General features: G+C 67.8%; 22 protein-coding genes. 6 read left to right on the top strand and 16 right to left on the bottom strand.

Going from position 1 to position 22,443, the window contains the following annotated elements; translation table 11 throughout:
* Window positions 1-38 precede the first annotated feature (38 nt).
* Both VKG81_RS10735 and VKG81_RS10730 read right to left on the bottom strand, forming a co-directional pair.
* Window positions 39-1,532, bottom strand: coding sequence for a sensor histidine kinase (locus VKG81_RS10735; RefSeq protein ID WP_324395893.1), 1,494 nt, complete (start codon window positions 1,530-1,532; stop codon window positions 39-41).
* 7 nt (window positions 1,533-1,539) lie between these two features.
* Complete coding sequence (locus tag VKG81_RS10730) at window positions 1,540-1,755, bottom strand: biotin/lipoyl-binding carrier protein (RefSeq protein WP_324395933.1); 216 nt, start codon at window positions 1,753-1,755, stop codon at window positions 1,540-1,542.
* A 96-nt stretch (window positions 1,756-1,851) separates the two neighbouring features.
* Between VKG81_RS10730 and VKG81_RS21525 the strand changes: the two genes are divergently transcribed.
* On the top strand, window positions 1,852-1,926 hold the full coding sequence (locus VKG81_RS21525; protein ID WP_085976515.1) for a 50S ribosomal protein bL37: 75 nt from the start codon (window positions 1,852-1,854) through the stop codon (window positions 1,924-1,926).
* Here VKG81_RS21525 and rsrA read toward each other — a convergent pair.
* The gene (gene rsrA / locus VKG81_RS10725) at window positions 1,923-2,225 is read right to left on the bottom strand and encodes a mycothiol system anti-sigma-R factor (RefSeq protein ID WP_414685228.1); all 303 of its coding nucleotides are present in this window, start codon (window positions 2,223-2,225) and stop codon (window positions 1,923-1,925) included. The two genes, VKG81_RS21525 and rsrA, sit on opposite strands and share 4 nt — an antisense overlap.
* Window positions 2,222-2,956, bottom strand: a complete 735-nt coding sequence (locus VKG81_RS10720; RefSeq protein WP_414685227.1) for a sigma-70 family RNA polymerase sigma factor — start codon at window positions 2,954-2,956, stop codon at window positions 2,222-2,224. Before VKG81_RS10720 ends, rsrA begins: the two co-directional genes overlap by 4 nt.
* Window positions 2,957-3,116: 160 nt before the next feature.
* On the opposite strand from VKG81_RS10720, the gene VKG81_RS10715 reads away from it, so the two are divergent.
* A complete protein-coding gene (locus VKG81_RS10715) occupies window positions 3,117-3,965 on the top strand; it encodes an NAD(P)-dependent oxidoreductase (RefSeq protein ID WP_324395892.1) in 849 nt (282 codons plus the stop codon).
* On the opposite strand, the gene VKG81_RS10710 is transcribed toward VKG81_RS10715, so the two are convergent.
* The 3 genes from VKG81_RS10710 to VKG81_RS10700 are packed head-to-tail and all read right to left on the bottom strand — an operon-like array spanning window position 3,962 to window position 6,485.
* Window positions 3,962-4,726, bottom strand: coding sequence for an SOS response-associated peptidase (locus VKG81_RS10710; RefSeq protein ID WP_324395891.1), 765 nt, complete (start codon window positions 4,724-4,726; stop codon window positions 3,962-3,964). The two genes, VKG81_RS10715 and VKG81_RS10710, sit on opposite strands and share 4 nt — an antisense overlap.
* 20 nt (window positions 4,727-4,746) lie before the next feature.
* Window positions 4,747-5,562, bottom strand: coding sequence for an SDR family oxidoreductase (locus VKG81_RS10705; RefSeq protein ID WP_324395890.1), 816 nt, complete (start codon window positions 5,560-5,562; stop codon window positions 4,747-4,749).
* A 2-nt stretch (window positions 5,563-5,564) separates the two neighbouring features.
* Complete coding sequence (locus VKG81_RS10700; RefSeq protein WP_324395889.1) at window positions 5,565-6,485, bottom strand: LLM class F420-dependent oxidoreductase; 921 nt, start codon at window positions 6,483-6,485, stop codon at window positions 5,565-5,567.
* A 65-nt stretch (window positions 6,486-6,550) separates the two neighbouring features.
* Between VKG81_RS10700 and aroA the strand changes: the two genes are divergently transcribed.
* The 3 genes from aroA to VKG81_RS10685 all read left to right on the top strand — a co-directional run bounded on the left by aroA (window position 6,551) and on the right by VKG81_RS10685 (window position 9,900).
* Window positions 6,551-7,849 (top strand): 3-phosphoshikimate 1-carboxyvinyltransferase, encoded by a 1,299-nt coding sequence (aroA, locus tag VKG81_RS10695; RefSeq protein ID WP_324395930.1) that lies wholly within the window; start codon window positions 6,551-6,553, stop codon window positions 7,847-7,849.
* Window positions 7,846-8,826, top strand: coding sequence for a ribosome small subunit-dependent GTPase A (gene rsgA, locus VKG81_RS10690; protein ID WP_324395888.1), 981 nt, complete (start codon window positions 7,846-7,848; stop codon window positions 8,824-8,826). Before aroA ends, rsgA begins: the two co-directional genes overlap by 4 nt.
* An 81-nt stretch (window positions 8,827-8,907) precedes the next feature.
* On the top strand, window positions 8,908-9,900 hold the full coding sequence (locus VKG81_RS10685; protein WP_324395887.1) for an alpha/beta hydrolase family protein: 993 nt from the start codon (window positions 8,908-8,910) through the stop codon (window positions 9,898-9,900).
* Here the strand turns inward: VKG81_RS10685 and VKG81_RS10680 are convergent.
* From VKG81_RS10680 to VKG81_RS10660, 5 genes are all read right to left on the bottom strand, one after another.
* Entirely contained in the window at window positions 9,893-11,146 is a 1,254-nt protein-coding gene (locus VKG81_RS10680) for a fatty acid desaturase (protein ID WP_324395886.1), read from the bottom strand. The genes VKG81_RS10685 and VKG81_RS10680 overlap by 8 nt on opposite strands.
* Window positions 11,147-11,218: 72 nt before the next feature.
* A complete protein-coding gene (locus tag VKG81_RS10675) occupies window positions 11,219-12,358 on the bottom strand; it encodes a ferredoxin reductase (RefSeq protein WP_324395885.1) in 1,140 nt (379 codons plus the stop codon).
* A 69-nt stretch (window positions 12,359-12,427) separates the two neighbouring features.
* Window positions 12,428-12,925, bottom strand: coding sequence for a DUF6912 family protein (locus tag VKG81_RS10670; RefSeq protein ID WP_414685232.1), 498 nt, complete (start codon window positions 12,923-12,925; stop codon window positions 12,428-12,430).
* Window positions 12,925-13,731: a polyphosphate kinase 2 gene (gene ppk2, locus VKG81_RS10665; protein WP_414685231.1), complete on the bottom strand. Its 807-nt coding sequence runs from the start codon at window positions 13,729-13,731 to the stop codon at window positions 12,925-12,927. The genes VKG81_RS10670 and ppk2 overlap by 1 nt, the downstream gene beginning before the upstream one ends.
* A 79-nt stretch (window positions 13,732-13,810) precedes the next feature.
* The gene (locus VKG81_RS10660; protein ID WP_324395882.1) at window positions 13,811-15,220 is read right to left on the bottom strand and encodes a wax ester/triacylglycerol synthase family O-acyltransferase; all 1,410 of its coding nucleotides are present in this window, start codon (window positions 15,218-15,220) and stop codon (window positions 13,811-13,813) included.
* Window positions 15,221-15,334: 114 nt separating this feature from the next.
* Here VKG81_RS10660 and VKG81_RS10655 point away from each other — a divergent pair, with 114 nt between their 5' ends.
* Window positions 15,335-15,808 (top strand): SRPBCC family protein, encoded by a 474-nt coding sequence (locus VKG81_RS10655; RefSeq protein ID WP_324395881.1) that lies wholly within the window; start codon window positions 15,335-15,337, stop codon window positions 15,806-15,808.
* Here the strand turns inward: VKG81_RS10655 and secA are convergent.
* The 4 genes from secA to mtrB form a co-directional block, all read right to left on the bottom strand.
* Window positions 15,805-18,684 (bottom strand): preprotein translocase subunit SecA, encoded by a 2,880-nt coding sequence (gene secA, locus VKG81_RS10650; protein WP_324395880.1) that lies wholly within the window; start codon window positions 18,682-18,684, stop codon window positions 15,805-15,807. The two genes, VKG81_RS10655 and secA, sit on opposite strands and share 4 nt — an antisense overlap.
* A gap of 96 nt (window positions 18,685-18,780) precedes the next feature.
* Complete coding sequence (hpf, locus tag VKG81_RS10645; RefSeq protein ID WP_324395879.1) at window positions 18,781-19,467, bottom strand: ribosome hibernation-promoting factor, HPF/YfiA family; 687 nt, start codon at window positions 19,465-19,467, stop codon at window positions 18,781-18,783.
* A gap of 273 nt (window positions 19,468-19,740) precedes the next feature.
* On the bottom strand, window positions 19,741-21,507 hold the full coding sequence (lpqB, locus tag VKG81_RS10640; protein ID WP_324395878.1) for an MtrAB system accessory lipoprotein LpqB: 1,767 nt from the start codon (window positions 21,505-21,507) through the stop codon (window positions 19,741-19,743).
* On the bottom strand, window positions 21,504-22,443 hold a 940-nt coding region (mtrB, locus tag VKG81_RS10635; RefSeq protein ID WP_324395877.1), incomplete at its 5' end, for an MtrAB system histidine kinase MtrB. The genes lpqB and mtrB, both read right to left, overlap by 4 nt.

The following is a 22,443-nucleotide window of genomic DNA, read 5'->3' as shown; positions in this document are numbered from 1 at the left end:
ATAGCTTGCGCAATTTTCGGCAGCGGTAGTTTGCGGGCCTAAATGCCCGCGACCCTGGCGCGGCGGCCTATCGGCACACGCAATATGACGTCGGCTCCGCCGCCGGCCGCGTCGTGCATGCCCAGCGAGCCGTCGAGTTCGGTCGATACCAGCGTCCGCACGATCTGCAGGCCAAGCCGGTCGGACTTCTCGAGGCTGAAGCCGTCGGGCAGCCCGCGGCCGTTGTCGTGGACGACGACGTCGAGCCAGCGCGCCGAGCGTTCGGCGCGGATCGTCACGCACCCGTGCTTGCCGGTCGAGTCGAAGGCGTGCTCGATCGCGTTCTGCACCAGCTCCGTGATCACCAGGATCAGGGCCGTGGCCCGGTCGGCGTCGAGCACCCCGAGGGCGCCGACGCGGGTGACACGGATCGGCGAGTCGACGGTGGCGAGGTCGTTCATGATCGGCAGAATCCGGTCGACCACCTCGTCGAGGTTGACCTCTTCGTCGACCGACATCGACAGCGCGTCGTGGACCAGGGCGATCGATGACACCCGTCGCACCGACTCGATCAGCGCCTCGCGGCCCTCTGCGTTGCTGGTGCGGCGGGCCTGCAGCCGCAGCAGGGCGGCGACCGTCTGAAGATTGTTCTTGACTCGGTGATGGATCTCGCGGATCGTGGCGTCCTTGCTCAGCAGCGCCCGGTCGCGGCGTTTGACCTCGGTGACGTCACGAATCAGGACCGCGGCCCCGGCGGGCCTCTGGTGCACGACGAGCGGAATCGTGCGCAGCAGCACGGCGGCCCCACCGGCGTCCACCTCCAGCCGCATGCTGGATCCACCGGTCAGCGAATCACGCACATGCTCGGCGAGTTCCTGCGCCTCGAACGGGTCGGAGATCAGCGGCCTGGTGACGGTAACCATGTTTTGACCCTCGAGTTCCGACGTCAGGCCCATCCGATGGTAGGCCGACTGGGCGTTGGGGCTGGCGAAGACGACGTTGCCGTCGACATCGATGCGGATGAAGCCGTCCCCCACCCGTGGACTCGAGCGTGACATCGGCAGATCACCGACGTTCGGGAACGTGCCCTCCGACAGCATCTGCACCAGGTCGTTGGCGCAGTCGAGATATGCGATCTCCAGCGGGCTGGACTTGCGTCGCGCGGCCACCGCGGTCTGGTGGGTGAGCACCGCCACCACGTGGTTGTCGCACCGCACGGGCACTGCCTCGACGTTCAGGCCCTCGGCCTCCGCCGCGGCGCCGTCGCTTTCCCGCCCGATCGCACCGGTAACGAACGCCGCTGTCACCAGCGGCAACTGCTCGGCACCCGCGACCGTTCCGACCGCGTCGGCCATCAGTACCGTCGGCGCGGTGTTGGGCCGGCACTGCGCGACGCACACCAGCACGCCGTCGTCGCGCCGGACCCACATCAGGTAGTCGGCGAAGGACAGATCCGCCAGCAGCTGCCATTCCCCGACGACCGCGTGCAGATGGTCGACCGCGCTGCCCGGGAGAACGGTGTGCTCGGCGAGCAGGTCACCGAGAGTGGACATGTGTCAGCTAGGAGATCACCGCGATCAGGTCGCCGGCCCGAATCACGTCACCCACCGCGACTTTGACCTCGGTCACCGTGCCCGCGACCTCGGCGTGCACCGGGATTTCCATCTTCATCGACTCCAGAAGCACCAGGGTGTCCCCTTCGCCGACCTGATCGCCCTCGTTGACCACAACCTCGAGCACACTGGCCACGATTTCCGCGCGAACGTCCTCGGCCATCCTCACCCCGATCATCCACTGCGCTACTTGCCGCTCCATCGAACCACAAAGCGACATGAGACACTTGAGTGCAGACGACCTAGGGAGGGATCAGCAATGGCCAAAAGGGGCCGCAAGAAGCGCGACCGTAAGCACAGCAAGGCCAACCACGGCAAGCGCCCCAACAGCTAGGAGGAGAATCCGCCCCGAATGATCGTGGTGCGGCTGATCTCGACTATCAGCCGCTGACGGAGCCGCTCCGGCACCTTCTCGCCACCACACTTGCGGGCGATCAGCTGCTTGATCCGCTCCTCGACGCCGTAGTGGCGCAGGCAGCCTGGGCACTCCTCCAGATGGCGGCGCAGCTTGTCCTTGGTTTCGGGAGTGCATTCGCCGTCGAGCAGCGTCCACACCTCGGCCATCACGGCCGCGCAATCGGGATGCTCGGGGTCGACTTGCCCTACCGGCGGACGAAACTCGTCCTCGCTCACGATGACACCTCCTGTGCGGCGTGCCCACGCATGAAACCGCGTTCCTTCGCCACGTCGGCCAGCAGTTCTCGCAACTGCCGCCTACCGCGGTGCAACCGCGACATCACGGTGCCGATCGGAGTATCCATGATTTCGGCGATTTCCTTGTAGGGAAACCCTTCGACGTCGGCGTAGTACACCGCCATCCGGAATTCTTCCGGGAGGGCCTGCAGGGCCGCTTTGATCTCGTTGTCGGGCAGGGTCTCCAGCGCTTCGACCTCGGCCGAGCGCAGGCCTGTCGACGAGTGCTCGGCGTTGGAGGCCAACTGCCAGTCGGTGATTTCCTCGGTCGGGTACTCCGCGGGCTGGCGCTGGCGCTTGCGGTAGCTGTTGATGTAGGTGTTCGTCAGAATGCGGTACAGCCACGCCTTGAGGTTGGTGCCCTCCTTGAACGACCGGAAGCCCGCGTAGGCCTTCACCATCGTTTCCTGGAGCAGATCCTCGGCGTCGGCCGGGTTGCGCGTCATCCGTAGCGCGCCGCCGTACAGCTGGTCGAGCAGCGGGATCGCGTCGCGTTCAAAGCGCGCGGTCAGCTCGGCGTCGGTCTCTTGTACCGCCCGATCGGCCGGCCCGGCGCGGTCCGACGACGCGTCTGGCGCGCCTTCGCCGTCGGTCATCGCGGTCCCTTTCCTGACGGAGTCATCAAACCACGACGGCACCTGCGCCGGGCGGTCGAGGCATGCCGTCAACACCACACTCCCCTTGATCAATCGTAGAACCGCGGACCGACTCCGCTTGACTGCACCCAATAACACCGGGTCAGGGGCTACTTGTTCCCCGCATCGGCGGCGGCTCCCGCCGAACGTGCACTTTTCCCGACGATCCGCACGTTCCGCTTTATAGGGTGACCCCATGTCCCTTTCCGGCAAGACCATGTTCATCTCCGGGGCCAGCCGCGGCATCGGCCTCGCGATCGCCAAACGCGCGGCGCAGGACGGCGCCAACGTCGCGCTGATCGCCAAGACCGCCGATCCGCACCCGAAGCTGCCCGGCACCGTCTACACGGCGGCGAAGGAGATCGAGGATGCCGGCGGCCACGCGCTGCCGATCATCGGCGACATCCGCGACGGCGACGTGGTGGTGGCCGCCGTCGCGAAGGCGGTGGCGCAGTTCGGCGGCATCGACATTTGTGTCAACAACGCGTCGGCCATCAATTTGGGCTCGATCACCGAAGTGCCGTTGAAGCGGTTCGACCTGATGAACGGCATCAACGTCCGCGGCACCTATGCGGTGTCGCAGGCCTGCATCCCCCACCTGGTCGGCCGGCAGAACCCGCACATCCTGACGCTGTCGCCGCCCGTCCGGCTGGAGAAGAAGTGGCTCAAGCCGACCGCCTACATGATGGCCAAGTACGGGATGACGCTGTGCGCGCTTGCCCTGGCGGAGGAACTCCGCAGCCAGGGCATCGCGTCGAACACGCTGTGGCCCCGCACGCTGGTGGCCACCGCGGCGGTGCAGAACCTGCTGGGCGGCGACACGGCGATGGCCCGGGCCCGCAAACCCGAGGTGTATGCCGACGCCGCGTACGCGGTCGTCACCAAGCCCGCCAACACCTACACCGGCAACAGCCTGCTGTGCGAGGACGTGCTCGTCGAGTCCGGGGTGACCGACCTGTCGGTGTACGACTGCGTCCCCGGCGGCGAACTCGGGGTCGATCTGTGGGTGGACAGTCCCGATCCCCCGGGCTACCACCAACCCTAGAGCAGCGTCGCCTGCCTGCCCTGCGGCTCCGCTGGCTCGATCAGCTCCGGTCCGTTGTTGCGGACGCTGTTGACGAGCGTGGAAACCTCACGAATTTCCAAGTGCGACAGGTCGGCTCGCACGGTGAGCAGTTCGGGGTCGAGCGGGGTGTCGGGGTCGAGCCAGTGATCCCAGTCCCGCTCGTCGACCATCAGCGGCATCCGGTCGTGGATCTCGGCGAGCGGACCGACGGCGTCGGTGGTGATGATCGTGCAACTCAGCAGCGGTGCCGCTTCCTTGTCCGGCTTCCACACCGACCACAGACCCGCCATGCAGATCAGGTTGTCGTCGCCGGGGGTCATGAAGAACGGCGTCTTGCGCGCCCTCTTGCCCGCTGGTGTGTCGGGGTTGGCCCGCCACTCATACCACCCCGTCATCGGCACCAGGCATCGCTTGGTCTTGGCCGAGGAGCGGAAGGCCGGGGAGGTGGCCACCTTGTCGGCGCGGGCGTTGATCAGCAGCGGGCCTTTGCCCTCAGGTGCTCCGTCTGGGCCGGCCTTGACCCACGGCGGCACCAATCCCCACCGCATCACCCGCAGCCGCCGCGTGGGCTCGTCGCCGGGGTCGCTGTGCCTGCTGACGACGGTCGCGATGCTGGCGGTCGGCGCGACGTTGTAGTTCGGCCCGGCGGCATCCTTCTGACCCGACGTCGCCTCGTCGATGGCGTGGATCTTCTGCGCCAGAAGGGCCGGATCGGTCGTCACCGCGAATCGCCCGCACATGCCTCCATCGTGGCAGAGCTTTACGACAGCCCGCCCGCGCCAAGCACGTAGTGCCCGTCATCCGGGTGGTGATACCAGCCGCCGGCTGCCGCGGTGCCGCCGTCGACGTGCAGCGTTTGCCCGGTGACGTAGGAACTGAGATCGGATGCGAGGAACACGGCGGCGCCGGCCATCTCGTCGACGTGGCCGACGCGGCCCATCGGAATCATGTGCGCCGCGTGTTGCTCGAATCCCGGCCCACCCAGGTTGCGGATGCCCTCGGTCACTGTCACATCGGGCGCCAGTCCATTGACCCGGATGCCGTGCGGGGCCAGTTCGAGTGCGGCGGTCTTGGTGAAGTTGATGACGCCGGCTTTGGCCGCGGCGTAGGCGGCGTAGCCGGGTGCGGCCCGGGTTCCCTCGATCGAGCTGATGTTGATGACGCTGCCGCCGGCGTGCGCCTCGACCATCGCCCGCGCCACCCGCTGTGTGCACAGCAGCACCTGCGTGAGGTTGGCCCGAATCAGCGCGTCCCATCCGTTGGACGTCGTGTCGAGCAACGACGACCAGAACACGCCACCGGCATTGTTCACCAGAATTGTTGGCATGCCCAGTGTTTCGACGGTGGCAGCCATCGCGGCGTCGACCCGCTCGGGGTCGCGCACGTCGGTGACGCAGGCGAGGCCGCCCGATTGGGCTGCCGAGGACTCCGCCGAGGCCTCGTCTTTTTCCCATACCGCGACCCGCGCCCCGAACTCGGCGAAGGCCATCGCGATGCCACGCCCGATGCCGGACCCGCCGCCGGTGACGATGGCCACGCGCCCGTCCAGCGAGTCGGCGTCACGCTGCAGCACCATCGTCAGGCCGCGTCGATCACCAGCGAGCCGAACCGGGCAATCGCCTCGAGGACATGTGTGACGCTGTCCCCCGGCATCGGCACCTGCACCCAGGTCACGCCGATCGCCGCCAGCTTGTCGAGGCCGCTCAGGTACGCGTCGCCGTTGAAGTCGTCGCGGCTGGGGTTGCCGCCGGCGAGGTTGGTGAACGTGACGTCGGTTCCCGACCAGTCCCGCCCGGCTGCCTCGAATCGGCGCCGCAGGTCGTCGATGCCGTCGCGGAGTTTCTCGAGTGTGTCCAAGGCCGTGGTGCCGGCGGTGTTGGCAAGGCCGGCCGGCGCCGGAAACGGGCACCAGCCGTCGCCGCGTGTCGCGACCCGCTGGCGAGCGGTCCCGGTGTTTCCACCGATCCAGATCGGGGGGTGGGGCCGCGTCGCCGGCCGCGGATGGGCGGTGATGCCACGCGCGCTGAAATGCCGGCCCTCGAAGGTGATGTCGTCGTCGGTCCAGATCGCCCTGATCGCGTCGAGGCCTTCGTCGAACAGTGCGTTGCGTTCGTCGTAGTCGACCCCGAGTGCGGCGAACTCGCGTCTGAGGTAGCCGGTTCCGACGGCCAGCGTGAATCGACCGCCCGAAAGCAGGTCCAGTGTCGCCCCCGCCTTGGCCACCGCGAACGGGTTGCGGTACGGCAGCACAACGACGTTCGGGATGAGCCGAAGGGTTGTCGTCCTGGCCGCGGCGAAGGCCATGGCGACGAACGGATCGAGAGCGTCGTGGCCGCCGGCGTTGAGCCAGCGGTCCGTCGGGGCGGGGTGATCGGTGAATCCGAACCCGTGGAAGCCTGCGGCTTGCGCCGCCTCGGCCACGACAGCGACCCCTGCACCTGAGACGAGGTCGGGATGGCAGGGGTGGCTGAGGATGGGGTAGGTAAAGGCATAGCGCATATTTGAGAATGACGTTATCACCCGCCCGGTGCACGACACGCCATGATGGTGAGGTGAGCAGTGACCTGTGGACGGCACCGACGACCCCGGCGCCCGTCCACGCCACGGTCACCGTGCCCGGCTCGAAATCGCAGACCAACAGGGCCCTGGTCCTCGCGGCGCTGGCCGCCGCGCAGGGCAACGGCACGTCGACGATCCGCGGAGCGCTGCGCAGCCGCGACACCAACCTGATGATCGGCGCACTGCGCGCGCTCGGGATCGCAATTGGTGGCGATGAGTGCGAGGCCGAAACCGCCCTGATGGTCAGCGGCCGGATCCAGCCGGGCCGCGACGCGCGCGTCGACTGCGGGCTGGCCGGCACGGTGTTGCGGTTCGTGCCGCCGCTGGCGGCGCTCTCCACGGCGGCGGTCACCTTCGACGGCGACGAGCAGGCCCGCGTCCGGCCGATCACGCCGCTGCTCGACGCGCTGCGCACGGTGGGCGTCCAGATCGACGGTGCCGGCCTGCCGTTCGTCGTGCGTGGCCGCGGCTCGGTGGCCGGCGGCACCGTCGCGATCGACGCGTCCGGCTCGTCGCAGTTCGTGTCGGCCCTGCTGCTGTCCGGCGCGGCCTTCGAGGATGGGCTGACGGTCGAGCACACCGGCGCCGCGCTGCCGTCGGCGCCGCACATTGCGATGACCGTGGCGATGCTGCGCGAAGCCGGCGTCGAGGTCGACGACCGCGAGCCCGACCGTTGGCGTGTCGCGCCCGGCGCGGTGGCGGCACGGCACTGGGTCATCGAACCCGACCTGTCCAACGCCGTGCCGTTTCTCGCCGCGGCGGTGGTGACCGGAGGGATCGTCCGCATCGCGGGTTGGCCGCAGACGAGCGTGCAGCCGGCCGGCCACATCCTCGACATTCTCCGGTCGCTGGGTTGCGTTGTGCGGCGCACTGATACGTACCTCGAGGTGCGGGGTTCGACGGTTTGTAACGGAATCGATGTCGACTTGCGCGCGGTCGGCGAGCTGACGCCCGCGGTGGCGGCGCTTGCCGCGCTGGCCAGCCCCGGCTCGGTGTCTCGCCTGACGGGCATCGCTCACCTGCGCGGCCATGAGACGGACCGGCTCGCGGCCCTGAGCACCGAGATCAACGCGCTTGGCGGGTGCTGCGAGCAGACGCCCGACGGCCTGGTGATCACCGCCGGGCCGCTCCACGCGGGAACGTGGCACAGCTATGCCGACCATCGGATGGCGATGGCCGGGGCGATCGTCGGGCTGCGCGTGCCCGAGGTCACCGTCGACGACATCGCCACCACCTCCAAGACGCTGCCGGAGTTCCCACAGCTGTGGGCGGAGATGCTGTCCGGCCGGGACCACTGTCCTTGAGGCCCGGCGACTACGACGAGTCCGACGTCCGGGTCCGGTCCGGCCGAGGCTCGCGGCCGCGGACCAAGACCCGCCCCGAACATGCCGATGCCAGTCAGGCGATGGTGGTGAGCGTCGACCGCGGCCGGTGGGGCTGCGTGCTCGGCGCAGACCCGGACCGCCGGGTGACTGCGATGCGGGCCCGCGAGCTGGGCCGCACCCCGATTGTCGTGGGTGACGACGTCGACGTGGTGGGCGACCTGTCCGGGCGTCCGGACACGCTGGCCCGCATCGTGCGGCGCGGACCGCGACGCACGGTGCTGCGCCGCACCGCCGACGACACCGACCCCACCGAGCGGGTCGTCGTCGCAAACGCCGACCAGTTGCTGATCGTCGTCGCGCTGGCCGATCCGCCCCCGCGCACCGGCCTGGTCGACCGTGCGCTGATCGCCGCCTATGCCGGTGGCCTCACGCCGATCCTGTGCCTTACCAAGACCGACCTTGCACCGCCGGAGCCGTTCGCCGAGCAGTTCGCCGACCTGGACCTGACCATCATGACCGCCGGCCGCGACGACCCGCTCGACGCGGTAGCGCCACTGCTGGCCGGCAAGGTCACCGTGCTGCTCGGGCATTCCGGAGTTGGCAAGTCCACGCTGGTGAACCGCCTTGTGCCAGAAGCAGATCGGGCGGTCGGCGAGGTCACCGATATCGGCAGGGGACGGCACACCTCGACGCAGTCGGTGGCGCTGTCGCTGCAGGACTCCGGCTGGGTGATCGACACACCGGGCATCCGTTCGTTCGGGCTTGCCCACATCGCGCCCGACGACGTGCTGCTGGCCTTCTCCGACCTGGCCGAGACGGTCAAAGACTGCCCGCGGGGCTGTGGGCATCTGGGACCACCCGCCGACCCGGAGTGCGCACTCGACACGCTGACCGGCGCCGCCGCACACCGCGTCACCGCGGCCCGGCGGCTGCTGCGTCTGCTCACCGAGGGCTAGCAAACCACGTCCGCGACGCGCGTTCTCGGCGTATTGTCCGCTGGAGCGGAAGCCGTTCAACGACGATCGGATGGGGCAGAGATGGCGTCCGTTGCGAAGATCCAACAGATCTGCCGGCTCGCGGCCGCCGTCGCGGCAGCGGCGGCATTGCCCGGCTTGGCCTGCGGCACGGAGGGGTTGGCGACCGCGGGGGCGTTCAGCCAGAGCGCGCCGGTCGAACAACTCGACGTCCCGTCGCCGTCGATGGGTCGCAATGTCCGCGTCGAGTTCGAGACCGGGGGTCCCGGCTCGCATGCGCTGTACCTCCTCGACAGCATGGAGGCGCCCGAGGACTTCAACGGCTGGGACCGCAACACAGCGGCGTTCGACTGGTTCCACGGGTCGGGGCTGTCGGTTGTGATGCCGGTGGGGGGTGAGTCGAGTTTCTACAGCGACTGGTATCAACCTGCCGTGGGTAACGGCCAGACCGTCACCTACAAGTGGGAGACGTTCCTGACTCAGGAACTGCCGGGGTGGTTGGCGGTTGACAAGAACGTCGCACCGAACGGCAACGCAGCGGTGGGCGCGTCAATGGGTGGCTCGTCGGCGCTGGTGCTGGCGGCCTGGCATCCGCAGCAGTTCATCTATGTCGGGTCACTGTCGGGCTTCCTGAACCTCTCTCAGGGGCAGTGGCCGGCCCTGGTCGCCATCTCGATGAGATGGAACGGCGGCTTCGACCCGAACGCGATGTGGGGACCACCGGGCGACCCGGCCTGGGCGCGCAACGACCCGACAATCAATGTCGGCAGGCTCGTCGCCAACAACACCCGCATCTGGGTGTACTGCGGCAACGGCGTCCCGACAGGCATCGCTTTCGCCAACCCCGCACCCGTGGCCGGAGAAGGCTTCCTGGAGGGCTTCGCGGTCGGCAGTAACCTGGCCTTCCGTGACAATTACGTCGCGGCCGGCGGCAACAACGGGGTGTTCAACTTCCCGCCCGACGGCACCCACAACTGGGGCTACTGGGGTCAGCAGCTGCAGCAGATGAAGCCCGATCTGCAACGGGTGCTCGCCGCTACACCGACACTCAGCTGAGCTCGCGACGGCGAGGACGCCAGCCCCGGACGGTCGCGATCGCGGTCTTCAGGCCGCGCCGCCGCCCGGTCGCCGGGTCGGTCTGAGCGAAGCCCGCCTCCAGCTCGGCGAACATCTTCTCGCTGCGCGTTTCCGGCGCGTCGTCGGAGGTGTCGGTCAGGTACTTGTCCGGCAGCGACAGCTTGGCGATCGTGCGCCACGCCTTGCCGTACTGGACCAGAAACGATCCGGTGGTGTAAGGCAGGTCGTACTTGTCGCAGACCCCCCGCACCCGCGCCGCGATCTCGGCCAGCCGGTTGCTGGGCAGATCCGGGTACAGGTGATGCTCGATCTGATACGACAAGTTGCCGGTCATGAACCCCATCACCGGCCCCGAGTCGATGTTTGCGCTGCCGAGCATCTGGCGCAGGTACCACTGGCCCTTGGTCTCGCCCTCCATATCCGACTTCGTGAATTTCTCTGCGCCGTCGGGAAAATGCCCACAGAAGATCACCGCGTTGGACCACACGTTGCGGATCACGTTGGCCAGCACGTTCGCGCTGGCCGTTGACTTGTACGTCGCTCCGGGCGACAGCGACGTCAGCGCCGGGAACGCGATGTAGTCCTTGAACAGCTGCTTGCCGGCCTTGGTCGACATCTCGCGCAGCCGCACCTGCGTGGCCGCGCGATCGGCCCGGCCCTTGAAGAGCTTGCCCAACTCCAAGTGCTGCAGCGCGACTCCCCACTCGAAACCGAGCGCGAGCGTGGTGTTGAACAGCACGTTGGCGATGTTGAACTTCTTCCAGCGCTGGTCGCGGGTGACGCGCAGCATCCCATAGCCCACGTCGTCGTCCATGCCGAGAATGTTGGTGTACTTGTGATGTTGGAAGTTGTGGGTGAACCGCCAGTGTTTGGCCGCGCCACCCATGTCCCATTCCCATGATGACGAGTGGATCTCGGGATCGTTCATCCAATCCCATTGGCCGTGCATGACATTGTGGCCGATCTCCATGTTCTCGATGATCTTGGCCAAACCCAGCGTGGCCGCGCCCGCCCACCACGCGGAGCGCTTGGAGCTGGCGGCCAGGATCACTCGCCCCGCGACCTCCAGGGCGCGCTGGGCGGCGATCGTGCGGCGGATGTAACGCCTGTCGCGCTCACCGCGCGAGTCCTCGATGTCCTGGCGGATCGCGTCGAGCTCGACCGCCAGGCCCTCGATGTCCGCGTCGGTCAGATGAGCGAACGCCGGCACGTCTGAGATTGCCATCGCGCCTCCTTCCGTCGTCGCTAACCTACGGTAGCGTAACCTACCAAGCCGTAGGTTACCACCCGGTACACATCAGACGTCGAGTACACAATCACCGGACGCCGCCGAAATGCAGGTCTGCACGCGGCTGCCCGGTTCGTGCTCGGCGCCCGAGCGCAGGTCACGGACGTGGCCGTCGAGCAACCCGACGACGCATGACTGGCAGATACCCATTCGGCACCCGAAGGGCATTGACACGCCTATGTTTTCGCCGGCATCCATCAAAGACGTGGCTGCGTCGGCGGTGACCGTCTTGCCGCTGCGCGCAAACGTCACCCTGCCTCCCGCGCCGTGTGCCGCCGCCCGCGACACCGCGAACCGCTCGAGATGCAGCCGCTCGGCGATGCGCGCATCGGCCCACACCCGTTCGGCCGCGGTAAGCATGCCTTCGGGGCCGCACGCCCACGTCTGGCGGTCACGCCAGTCCGGCACCTCGTCGCCGAGCCTGGCCAGATCCAGCCGCCCTTCCGCGCGGGTGAAGCGGGATTTCAATCGGTAGCCCGGATACCTGCGCCCGAACTCGGCCAACTCGCCCGCGAACATCGCGTCGGACTCGGTTGGCGCCGAGTGCAGGTGCACGATGTCGGTGACCTGGTCGCGGCGGGCCAGTGTGCGAAGCATCGACATGACCGGGGTGATGCCGGAGCCGCCGGTGAGGAACAGCACCGACGCCGGCGCGGGATCGGGCATCACGAAATTGCCCCGGGGCGCGGCAAGCCGCACGATCGTGCCGGGCGCGACACCGCCGACCAGGTGGGTGGACAGGAAACCCTCCGGCATCGCCTTGACGGTGATCGTGATCGTGCGCTCACGCGTCTGCGGACTGGAGGTCAACGAGTACGAGCGCCACCGCCACCGGCCGTTGACCAGCAGTCCGATCCCGATGAATTGGCCCGGTTGGTAGTCGAATTCGAACCCCCACCCCGGCTGGATCACCAGCGTCGCCGAGTCGGTGGTCTCCCGGCGGACCTCCAGCACCCGGCCTCGGAGTTCGCGCGCAGACCACAATGGATTGGCCAGGTGCAGGTAGTCGTCGGGAAGCAGGGGCGTGGTGATGCGGCTGGCCACCGCGCGCAGCGCCTTCAAAACCGGGTGCTTGCCCCCGGGCCCCGAAATGGTCGGTGGCCGCGTGTCGGCGACCACCGCGGTGGGCTTGGAAATCTTCGAACGCATGGCACTCCAGTAGGTCCGTCCGTCAGAACCTACGGTACCGTAACCTACGAGGGCGTAACAAGTCCCTGGTCAGAGTAGGTCCAGCAGAAAAGCCAACTCCTGCGGTGCGTACCACGCGAGGTCGTGGTCCTGCGCGTCACCGACCGCCAGCTCGGCGTCCTCGTCGCCCAGGTCGGCGGCGTCGATCGCGTCGATCGCGGTGGCCACCGCGGATTCGGCATCGGCGTTGTCGACGTGCGCGCAGACCACGCGGTCGAAGGGCACCGGTCCCGCCAGCCGCACCACGGCGTCGTCGAGGTCGGGGCGCGGCCTCGCGTCGTCGACGTCGGCCACGAGCACGGCACGACGCCTGGGCCCGTCACCGGGCTGCTCGCCGCCCAGCAGCCGCAGCGAGGCCAGCGCCGCGTCGCGCAACGCCACTTCGGCAAGCTCGTCGTCGTCACCCTCGGCGTAGGCCTCCCGCAGCGTCGGGGTGACCGCGAACGCGGTGCCGTTGGCGGCGTGCAGCATGCGGTCGGCGACAAGCCGCTGCAGCATGGTCAGCGTCACCGGAATGTAGACCCGCATCACGACGTCAGCTCGGGGTCGCCGAGCAGCTCCGCGACGAAGTCGTCGACATAGTTGTACAACTCGCGCGGCGGCCTGCGATAGTTGTCTGAATGCACCGGCCGCCGCGGCAGCTTGACGTCCGGCTGCGGCACCTCGTGGTATTCGATGGTCGACAGCAGGTGGGCCATCATGTTCAGCCGCGCATGCTTCTTGACGTCTGATTCGACGACATACCACGGGCTTATCGGGGTGTCGGTGTGCACCATCATCTCGTCGCGCGCCCTTGAGTAGTCATCCCATCGATACACCGAGTCCATGTCCGTCGGGCTGAGTTTCCATTGCCGCACCGGATCGTGGAGCCGTGACCGGAACCGCCGCAGCTGCTCGTCGTCGGATACCGAGAACCAGTATTTGCGGAGCAGGATTCCGTCGTCCATCAGCATCTGCTCGAAAATTGGCGTCTGCCGTAGGAACAGCGAATGCTCGTATGGTGTGCAAAATCCCATCACCTTTTCAACGCCGGCGCGGTTGTACCAGGACCGGTCGAAGAGCACGATCTCGCCCTTGGCGGGCAGATGTGCGATGTAGCGCTGGAAGTACCATTGGCCACGTTCGCGCTCAGTCGGAACCGGCAGCGCCGCGATGCGCGTGATGCGCGGGCTGAGGTATTCGGTGATCCGCTTGATCGTGCCGCCTTTGCCCGCTGCATCACGGCCCTCGAACACGATCACGATCCGTGCGCCGGTGTGCCGGGTCCACTCCTGCAACTTCACGAATTCCGCTTGCAGACGGAACAATTCGGCTTCGTAGATGTCGTTGGGGATCTGGTTTCGCCGCGGCTTCTTTGGCTTGGCGGCTTTCCCCGCGTTGTCCTTGCCCACTGCCGAATCGTACTGCCGGGCGCTACTGTGCGGCCTCTAACAGCTCCTCCAGCGATTCGCGCAGCAACGTCGGGAACACGTCCACGTCGCTCATCGCGTCGCGGTCGGCGTTGATGCCGAAATACACATTCCCGCAATAGGACGTCACACCGATGGCCAGCACCTGGTTGTGCAGCAGCGGCGGCACCGCGTAGGTCTCGAGCAGCTTCGCTCCGGCGACGTACATCTGCGACTGCGGGCCCGGCACGTTGGTCATCAGCACGTTGAAGACCCGGGCCGAGTAGGTCGTCGCAACGCGGATGCCCATCGCGTGCAGGGTCGGCGGGGCGAAGCCGGACAGCGTGACGATCGTGCGCGCGTCGACACGCGTCGGGGTGGGGTGCGACTCGGTGGCGTGCGCGATCTGCGACAGTCTTACCACGGCATTGTTCTCGCCGACCGGAAGGTCGACCAGAAACGGCGACACCTCACTGATGGCCTGCCCCGGCCCGGCGTTGGTGTCCAGATCCGCCTCGGGATACACCGACATCGGCGCCATCGCCCGCACGGTCGATGTGGGTGTGACAGGTTCGCCGCGCGACAACAGCCAGTTGCGCAGCGCGCCCGCCACCACCGCCAGCACGACATCGTTGACATCGCAGTCGTAGCGGGACCGCAGATGGCGGTAGCGCTCCAGGGGGCCTTTGGCCACGGTGAAGCGCCGATTGCGCGAAACCGTGGTGTTCAACGGGCTGCTGGGCGCCGTGCCGCGGATGATCGTGCGCGCCGTGTGGGCGGCGGAGCGGCCGATGTCGGCGAGGTAGCCGGCGTTGGTCGCGATGTCGCTCACCGCGGAACGGACCGCCGCCAGCTGGGTGGTCGGGCGAACGATCCATTCGCCGATGGCGCCGGCCACCAGCTCGGTGGTGCTCGGTTCCCGTGCCGGAATCCAGATGTCCTCGCCGAAATCCGGCGGGCGCTGGGTGCGGTCGGCGATCACATGCCCGATCTCCAGCGCGGTCATCCCGTTGACCAGCGCCTGATGGGACTTGGTGTAGATCGCGACCCGGTTCTTGGCCAAGCCCTCGACCAGGTACATCTCCCACAGCGGCCGCGTCCGGTCCAGCGGCCTGGAGCCGAGCCGGGCGATCAGGTCGTGCAACTGGTCGTCACTTCCCGGTGACGGCAGCGCGGAGCGGCGGATGTGGTAGGTGATGTCGAAGTCGCGGTCATCGATCCACACCGGGCGGGCGAGGCCGAACGTGACCTCGCGGATCTTCTGCCGGTAGCGCGGGATCTGTGGCAACCGCCGCTCGACGGTTGTGAGAAGGCTTTCGTAGCTGAGCCCCGCGCGGGGGGGACGCAGGATCGACAGCGACCCGACATACATCGGGGTGGCGGTGTCCTCGAGGGTGTAGAAAGCGGCGTCCGATGCGGACAATCTCGTCACCATCGCGGCGCAACCTTCCCCTCGCTCGACGCATCCGCCACCGTAGCGGCAGATCGAAGCGTAGGCACATCGCGGGTGGTGGCACCGCCGCCGCCGGGATTGGCTAACCTGTCTGCCGTGGAAGGCAACACTGTCAGCGTTGAACGCGTGATCAACGCGCCGGCCGGCGAGATCTTCGCGCTGCTGGCCGACGCTGGGAGACACGCCACTATCGATGGGTCCGGGACGGTCGGCCACACCACCGCCGAGTCGATGCCGCTGTCGCTGGGGTCGACGTTCTCCATGAGGATGCACGGTCGACCCGAAACGATGTTCGTGCCGTACACGATGCACAACAAGGTGATCGAGTTCGAGAAGGACCGCCGCATCGCCTGGCAACCCACGGCGTTCGGCGGCCTGTTGGGCGGCCGGATCTGGCGCTACGAGCTGGCGCCCGCCGAACCCGGCGGCACGCTGGTACGCGAAACATGGGACGTGTCACGCGACCGGCAGCGGCTGCTGCTGAAAATGAGCGGGATGCCCAGACAGGCCGAAGACGGCATGCGGGCGACGCTGCAGCGCATCGCCGAACTGCTCGAGAAAAGCCGTTAGCCCCTGCGCACCGACTTCGGTGGCTTCGGGCCGCGGCCCTGTCGGCGGGCGGCCTCGCGACGCTCGCGGCGGCTGGCCCCGGCGGGCGCGCCGGCCGGGGTCGACCCGCCGCCGTTGCGGCGCTGCACCTGGGCGGAGCCATCCTCCGACGGGCCGCTGTAGGTCAGCGCCGCCGCCCGCTGATCATCGTCGCCGTCCAGGCCCTTTGCCCAAAATCCCTGTTGAGCAGGGCCTTCCGGCAACGAGTGCCGCCCGGCCGGACTGGGCTGCGGTGCCGCGTCGGCAGTGCGCTCGGTGGCCTGCGCCGCGGCGGCGGCGGCGAACTCGGCCAGCCCTTCGGGTGCGGAGACCGGTGCGACCGCCGGGGCGGGAACCGGTTCCACGGCGATGTTGAAAAGAAACCCGACCGACTCTTCCTTCAGCCCTTCGAGCATGCCGACGAACATGTCGTAGCCCTCGCGCTGGTACTCGACCAGCGGGTCGCGCTGCGCCATCGCCCGCAGTCCGATGCCCTCCTTGAGGTAGTCCATCTCGTAGAGGTGCTCGCGCCACTTGCGGTCGATGACATTGAGCAGCACGTTGCGCTCGAGCTGTCGCATCGCGCCCTCGCCGGCCAGCTCCTCGATCTGGGCCTCTCGCCTGGCGTAGGCCTGCTCGGCGTCCTCGACGAGCTCATCGAGCAGTTCCTCGCGGGTCAGGTCGTCGCGGTCGGATTCCTCGTCGCGATGCCGCAGCAAGCGATGGTCGATGCCCACCGGGTACAGCGTCTTGAGCGCGGTCCACAGCGCGTCGAAGTCCCAGTCCTCGGCGTATCCCTCGGCGGTGGCGCCGTCGACGTAGGCGGTGATCACGTCGCGGACCATCTCCAACGCCTGTTCCTTGAGATTCTCGCCCTCGAGGATGCGGCGGCGCTCGGCGTAGATCACCTTGCGTTGCTGGTTCATCACCTCGTCATATTTGAGGACGTTCTTGCGTACCTCGAAGTTCTGCTGCTCGACCTGCGTCTGCGCGCTCTTGATCGCGCGGGTGACCATCTTGGCCTCGATCGGGACGTCGTCCGGCAGGTTCAGCCGCGTCAGCAGCGACTCCAGCGTCGCGCCGTTGAACCGGCGCATCAGCTCGTCGCCCAGCGACAGGTAGAACCGCGACTCGCCGGGGTCGCCCTGGCGGCCGGACCGGCCGCGCAGCTGGTTGTCGATGCGGCGCGACTCGTGGCGCTCGGTGCCGAGCACGTAGAGCCCGCCTGCCTCGATGACGTCTTTGGCCTCCTCGGCGGCCTCCGCCTTGACCTTCGGCAGTTCCTGGTGCCAGGCCGCTTCGTATTCGTCGTCCGTCTCAACCGGATCGAGGCCACGCGCGCGCAGCCGCTTGTCGGTGAGGAAGTCGATGTTCCCGCCGAGCACGATGTCCGTGCCACGGCCGGCCATGTTGGTGGCGACGGTGATCGCGCCGGCCCGGCCCGCCTCGGCGATGATCCCGGCCTCCTGCTCGTGGTACTTCGCGTTCAGCACGTTGTGCGGGATGCGCCGCTTCTGGAACTGGCGCGACAGATACTCCGACTTCTCGACGCTTGTGGTGCCGATCAGCACCGGCTGGCCCCTCTGGTACCGCTCGGCGACGTCGTCGACGACCGCGATGTACTTGGCTTCCTCGGTCTTGTAGATCAGGTCGGACTGGTCGGTGCGGACCATCGGCTTGTTGGTCGGGATGCTCACCACGCCGAGCTTGTAGATTTCGTGCAGCTCGGCCGCCTCGGTCTGTGCGGTGCCGGTCATGCCGGCCAGCTTTTCGTAGAGCCGGAAGTAGTTCTGCAACGTGATCGTTGCCAGCGTCTGGTTCTCCGCCTTGATCTCGACGTGCTCCTTGGCCTCGATGGCCTGGTGCATGCCCTCGTTGTATCGGCGCCCGATCAGCACCCGTCCGGTGAACTCGTCGACGATCAGCACCTCGGCGTTGCGGACGATGTAGTCCTTGTCGCGCTGGAACAGCTCCTTGGCCTTCAGCGCATTGTTGAGGTAGCTGACCAGTGGCGAGTTGGCCGCCTCGTAGAGGTTCTCGATCCCGAGCTGGTCCTCGACGAATTCCACGCCCACTTCGTGGACGCCGATGGTCCGCTTGCGCAGGTCGACCTCGTAGTGGAGGTCCTTCTCCATCAGCGGCGCCAGCCGGGCGAACTCGCTGTACCAGTTCGACGCCGCGTCGGCCGGCCCGGAGATGATCAGCGGGGTTCGGGCCTCGTCGATCAGGATGGAGTCGACCTCGTCGACGATCGCGTAGGAGTGACCGCGCTGCACGAGGTCTTCCAGCGAGTGGGCCATGTTGTCGCGCAGGTAGTCGAATCCGAACTCGTTGTTGGTGCCGTAGGTGATGTCGGCGCTGTAGGCGATGCGGCGCTCGTCGGGCGTCATACCGGACAGAATCACGCCGACGTCGAGGCCGAGGACCCGGTGCACACGGCCCATCCACTCGCTGTCGCGTTTGGCCAGATAGTCGTTGACGGTGACGACGTGCACGCCGTTGCGACCGATCGCGTTGAGGTACGACGGCAGCACGGAGGTCAGCGTCTTGCCCTCACCGGTCTTCATCTCGGCGACGTTCCCGAAGTGCAGCGCCGCGGCGCCCATCACCTGGACGTCGAACGGACGCTGGTCCAGCACCCGCCAGGCCGCCTCACGGGCCACCGCGAACGCCTCGGGCAGCAGGTCGTCGAGGCTTTCGCCGTCGGCATGGCGCTTCTTGAACTCGTCGGTCTTGGCGCGCAGCTCGGCGTCGGTCAGCTTCTCGGTGTCGTCGGACAACGTGCTGACATGGTCGGCGACGCGCGCAAGGCGCTTGACCATGCGACCTTCACCAAGGCGCAGCAACTTCGACAGCACAGCAGTATCCCCTGTTGATTGAAATATTCAGCGTCCACCATCCTAGGTGACACGCCGATGTGGCCGGCTCAGGCGAGCCGGATCAGTCCACCCGGCTCAGGCGAGCCGGATCAGTCCGTAGTCGTAGGCGTGCCGACGGTAGACCACGCAGGCCTTGTCGCTCTCCTTGTCGTGGAACAGGAAGAAGTCGTGGCCGACCAGCTCCATCTCGTACAGGGCGTCGTCGACCGTCATCGGTTTCGCCGGGTGCTCCTTGGTTCGCACGACCCGGCCCGGTTCGTGTTCCTCGACGGCCGCGCCGTCGACGGCTGGCTGCGGGGCCTCGCCGGGCCTGAATGCCTGCGCCGCATCAGCCGACGGCGTGGCGGCCGTGGCCTCGGCCAGCGAGACCGGGGTCTTGTCGCCGTAGTGGACCTTGCGGCGGTCCTTGCTGCGCCTCAGCCGACTCTCGAGTTTGCACGCCGCCGACTCGAACGCTGCATAGAAGCTGTCGGCGCACGCCTCGCCGCGAACTACCGGGCCGCGACCGCGAGCAGTGATCTCCACGTGCTGGCAGTTTTTGCGCTGACGCCGGTTGCGTTCGTGCTCTAGCTCGACGTCGAACAGGTAGATCGTCCGGTCGAACCGCTCGAGGCGGGCGAGTTTTTGCGAGACGTAGATGCGGTAGTGATCTGGAATCTCGACGTTACGGCCCTTGACCACGACCTCGGCGTTCGGCTTCGGTTCGGTCTGCTCGTCGGCATCGTCGAGAACCTGGTCGGAGTCCACGGATCGGCTTGACATGTAGACAACTCGTTTCTCTGCGGAGTCGGTTTGCCGGAATGCGCCCGCGGGACCTGCCCCGCATGGCCAGATGTCGAAGACTCACCTCCTGCCACGTGTGAGGGCGGGCAAGCGCCCCAACGAGGTGTGGGCCGCCACCGTGAAGTGTTCACGGGTTCTTGGCCCCGACGGTAGTCCGTGTTCACCGCACCGTGCCACCTATTTGGCAGACCTGTTGCCTGTTCTTCACACCGGTTTGACGACCGGGTAATTGCCTTCGCCGTTGAGGACGAGTCAGCCCGGCAGTACCGGCACCGCGCCGGGCACCATCAGCGCCGCAACGCCGATCCACGTCCGGTTGTCTTCGGCGCCGGTGCCCGACAGCTGCAACACGCCGCGCGGGTCGGCGACATAAACCGTCGACGGGTTGGCGGCCACGGTTCCGACCGGTACCGCCAGATTGTTGTTCGGCCCGTCGGAGTTGACTCCGTCCACGTTGACGTAGGACACCGGGTGCTGCGGGTCGGTGCGGCTGACGACGATGTCGTCGCCGGTGCGCCACGCCAGCGAAACGGCCGAGTTGCCGAGCCCGTAGCCCAGCCGCCGCGGATATGTCAGCGCGTATTCGCCGCCCGGCGTCTGCTCGGCGGTCGCGAGGATCACCTGGCCACCGATGACCATCGCCGCACGGGTGCCGTCGCGGGACAACTGCAGCTCGGTGATCGGGCCGGGGAACTTCGTCGCGACCGCGGTCGCGTCCACCGGTATCCGCGCCGGCTGGCCTGACGCCGCCTCCTGGATCACCCGCACGACGTTGATACCGTCCACCACCACCCACACCGCGTCGTCCAGAGCCCACGAGGGCCGTGAAATCGAATGCCCGTCAGTGGCTTCCACCGCGTCGCCGCCGGTGGGGCCGACCCACAGCGACGACGCGGCGTCGGGCTGCCCGCCGCGCAGCGCGACTACCGACGCCACGTCACGGCCGCTGCGCGACAATGCCGCCGACTGTTGGTTCGGCATCTGCCCGAACGAGCCTGCCACCCGCGGCGCGTTCCGCCCGTCGACCGAGACCAGCGACCCACCGACCAGCGCGTGCACGCCCGCCGCGGCCCCGTCGGCCGCACCGGGGTCGGTCGCGGCGACGTCGGAGGCTTGCCAGCCGTCGGCGAACCGGTCGTCCAGCGCCGCCCCGTCTGCGTTGATCACGTACGGCCCCGTGATGTCGGCCCGTGCGAACGTCCAAATGATCTGCGCCGCAAGAAGTTGCCGACTGTGCGGGTCGGTGGTCGTCAGATTCTCCAGATCGACACGCGCGCCGCCATAGCCGCGGCCGATGCCCGTCTTGCCGCCGTCGGCGCGGGTGACGGGCCCCCGCAGGCGCAGCGGCGGCCCGAGCATGTTGCGCACCGCGTTGGCCATCTCCGGGCGCGGGCCGGCGATGAGCTTGCTGACCAGTTCGGTGGGCAGTTGGTCGGGGTCGGACACCGCAACGTAGCGGGGGTCCGGGACGACCGTCTTGCCGGTCGGGTCGGCGAAGTAGAGGTTGTGGCGCTTGTAGGTCTCCTGAAACTGCTGCCAGTCCAGGAAGACACCGTTGGGCAGCTTGTCGATGCGCCAGCCGCCGGGCGTTTTGGCCAGCTCGATCGGGCCCGGGTCGGGCAGCGCCCCGGCGGCGGTCTCGAACACTCCCATGTCGGAAAGCGAGCCCAGGATATCGGCGCGCATGCTCACCGAAACCCGCTCAGCGGCTCGGGTTTCGACGAACACGACCTTGTCGATCAACAACGCGCTGCCCGCGTCGTCCCAGCCGCGCGACGCCGACTCGGTGAGAAACTGCCTGGCAGCGAGATGCCGATTCGCGGGATCTGCTGTCGCCTTGAGGAATTCACGCAGCAACACGTCGGGATCCATACCCGGCGAGGGCTCCGGCAGGCTGGGTGCGGGCGGACGTTCGACGGTCCCGATCGCCTGCGGCGCGGACGACGTCGGCACCCCGGCGCATCCGGCCGCCACGGCAGCCACCAGCACCGCGGCCAGCAGCGCCGCGATGCGTCTCATACGGTCTCCCCGGCCGGCTCGCGCTGACGAACCGGGCGCCGCTCCTTGCGTTCGGGTGCGACGGGCTTCAACGGCAGCGGGCTTGTGGTGACCTTGTGGCCGCGGACCAGCGGCAGCGTCAGCCGGAAGCAGGCACCCTTGCCCGGTTCACCCCACGCCTCGAGGCGGCCCTGGTGCAGCCGCGCGTCCTCGATGCTGATGGCCAGGCCGAGGCCGGTGCCCCCGGAGCTGCGCACCCGCGACGGGTCGGACCGCCAGAACCGGCTGAACACCAGTTTCTCCTCGCCGGGGCGCAGCCCCACGCCGTAGTCGCGGACCGTGACCGCCACGGTGTCAACGTCGGCGGCCATCGTTATCTGCACCGGCTTGTGCTCGGCGTGGTCGATGGCGTTGGCGATCAGGTTGCGCAGGATCCGCTCGACGCGGCGTGCGTCGACTTCGGCGATCACCTCGTAGTCGGGCAGATCGACCTTCAACTCGATGCCGGCGTCATCGGCGAGGTGACCGACGTTCTCCAAGGCGCTGCGCACGGTGGTCCGCAGGTCCACCGAGTCGACTGACAGCTCCGCCACGCCGGCGTCGTGCCGCGAGATCTCGAGCAGGTCGCTGAGCAGCGTCTCGAAACGGTCCAGCTCGTTGACCATCAGCTCGGTGGAACGCCGAAGTGCCGGATCGAGGTCCTCACTGTGGTCGTAGATCAGGTCCGCGGCCATCCGCACGGTGGTCAGTGGTGTGCGCAGTTCGTGGCTGACGTCTGAGGTGAAGCGGCGCTGCAGATTGCCGAACTCCTCCAGTTGGGTGATCTGCCGCGACAGGCTTTCGGCCATGTCGTTGAACGACACCGCCAGCCTGGCCATGTCGTCCTCGCCGCGTACCGGCATCCGCTCGGTGAGGTGTCCTTCGGCGAACCGCTCGGCGATCCGCGACGCCGACCGC

The organism is Mycobacterium sp. (assembly GCF_035314905.1).
Lineage (GTDB): Bacteria > Actinomycetota > Actinomycetes > Mycobacteriales > Mycobacteriaceae > Mycobacterium.
The sequence above is the reverse complement of the archived record's forward strand: the minus strand, read 5'-3'. Positions and strand labels throughout refer to the sequence as shown.

Coding starts and splice junctions, on each gene's coding strand:
- VKG81_RS10735 (WP_324395893.1), bottom strand. CDS start 1,532: ATGTCCACTCTCGGTGACCTGCTCGCCGAGCACACCGTTCTCCCGGGC.
- VKG81_RS10730 (WP_324395933.1), bottom strand. CDS start 1,755: ATGGCCGAGGACGTTCGCGCGGAAATCGTGGCCAGTGTGCTCGAGGTT.
- VKG81_RS10715 (WP_324395892.1), top strand. CDS start 3,117: ATGTCCCTTTCCGGCAAGACCATGTTCATCTCCGGGGCCAGCCGCGGC.
- VKG81_RS10710 (WP_324395891.1), bottom strand. CDS start 4,726: ATGTGCGGGCGATTCGCGGTGACGACCGATCCGGCCCTTCTGGCGCAG.
- VKG81_RS10705 (WP_324395890.1), bottom strand. CDS start 5,562: ATGGTGCTGCAGCGTGACGCCGACTCGCTGGACGGGCGCGTGGCCATC.
- VKG81_RS10700 (WP_324395889.1), bottom strand. CDS start 6,485: ATGCGCTATGCCTTTACCTACCCCATCCTCAGCCACCCCTGCCATCCC.
- VKG81_RS10685 (WP_324395887.1), top strand. CDS start 8,908: ATGGCGTCCGTTGCGAAGATCCAACAGATCTGCCGGCTCGCGGCCGCC.
- VKG81_RS10680 (WP_324395886.1), bottom strand. CDS start 11,146: ATGGCAATCTCAGACGTGCCGGCGTTCGCTCATCTGACCGACGCGGAC.
- VKG81_RS10675 (WP_324395885.1), bottom strand. CDS start 12,358: ATGCGTTCGAAGATTTCCAAGCCCACCGCGGTGGTCGCCGACACGCGG.
- VKG81_RS10670 (WP_414685232.1), bottom strand. CDS start 12,925: ATGCGGGTCTACATTCCGGTGACGCTGACCATGCTGCAGCGGCTTGTC.
- VKG81_RS10660 (WP_324395882.1), bottom strand. CDS start 15,220: ATGGTGACGAGATTGTCCGCATCGGACGCCGCTTTCTACACCCTCGAG.
- hpf (WP_324395879.1), bottom strand. CDS start 19,467: ATGTCAAGCCGATCCGTGGACTCCGACCAGGTTCTCGACGATGCCGAC.
- lpqB (WP_324395878.1), bottom strand. CDS start 21,507: ATGAGACGCATCGCGGCGCTGCTGGCCGCGGTGCTGGTGGCTGCCGTG.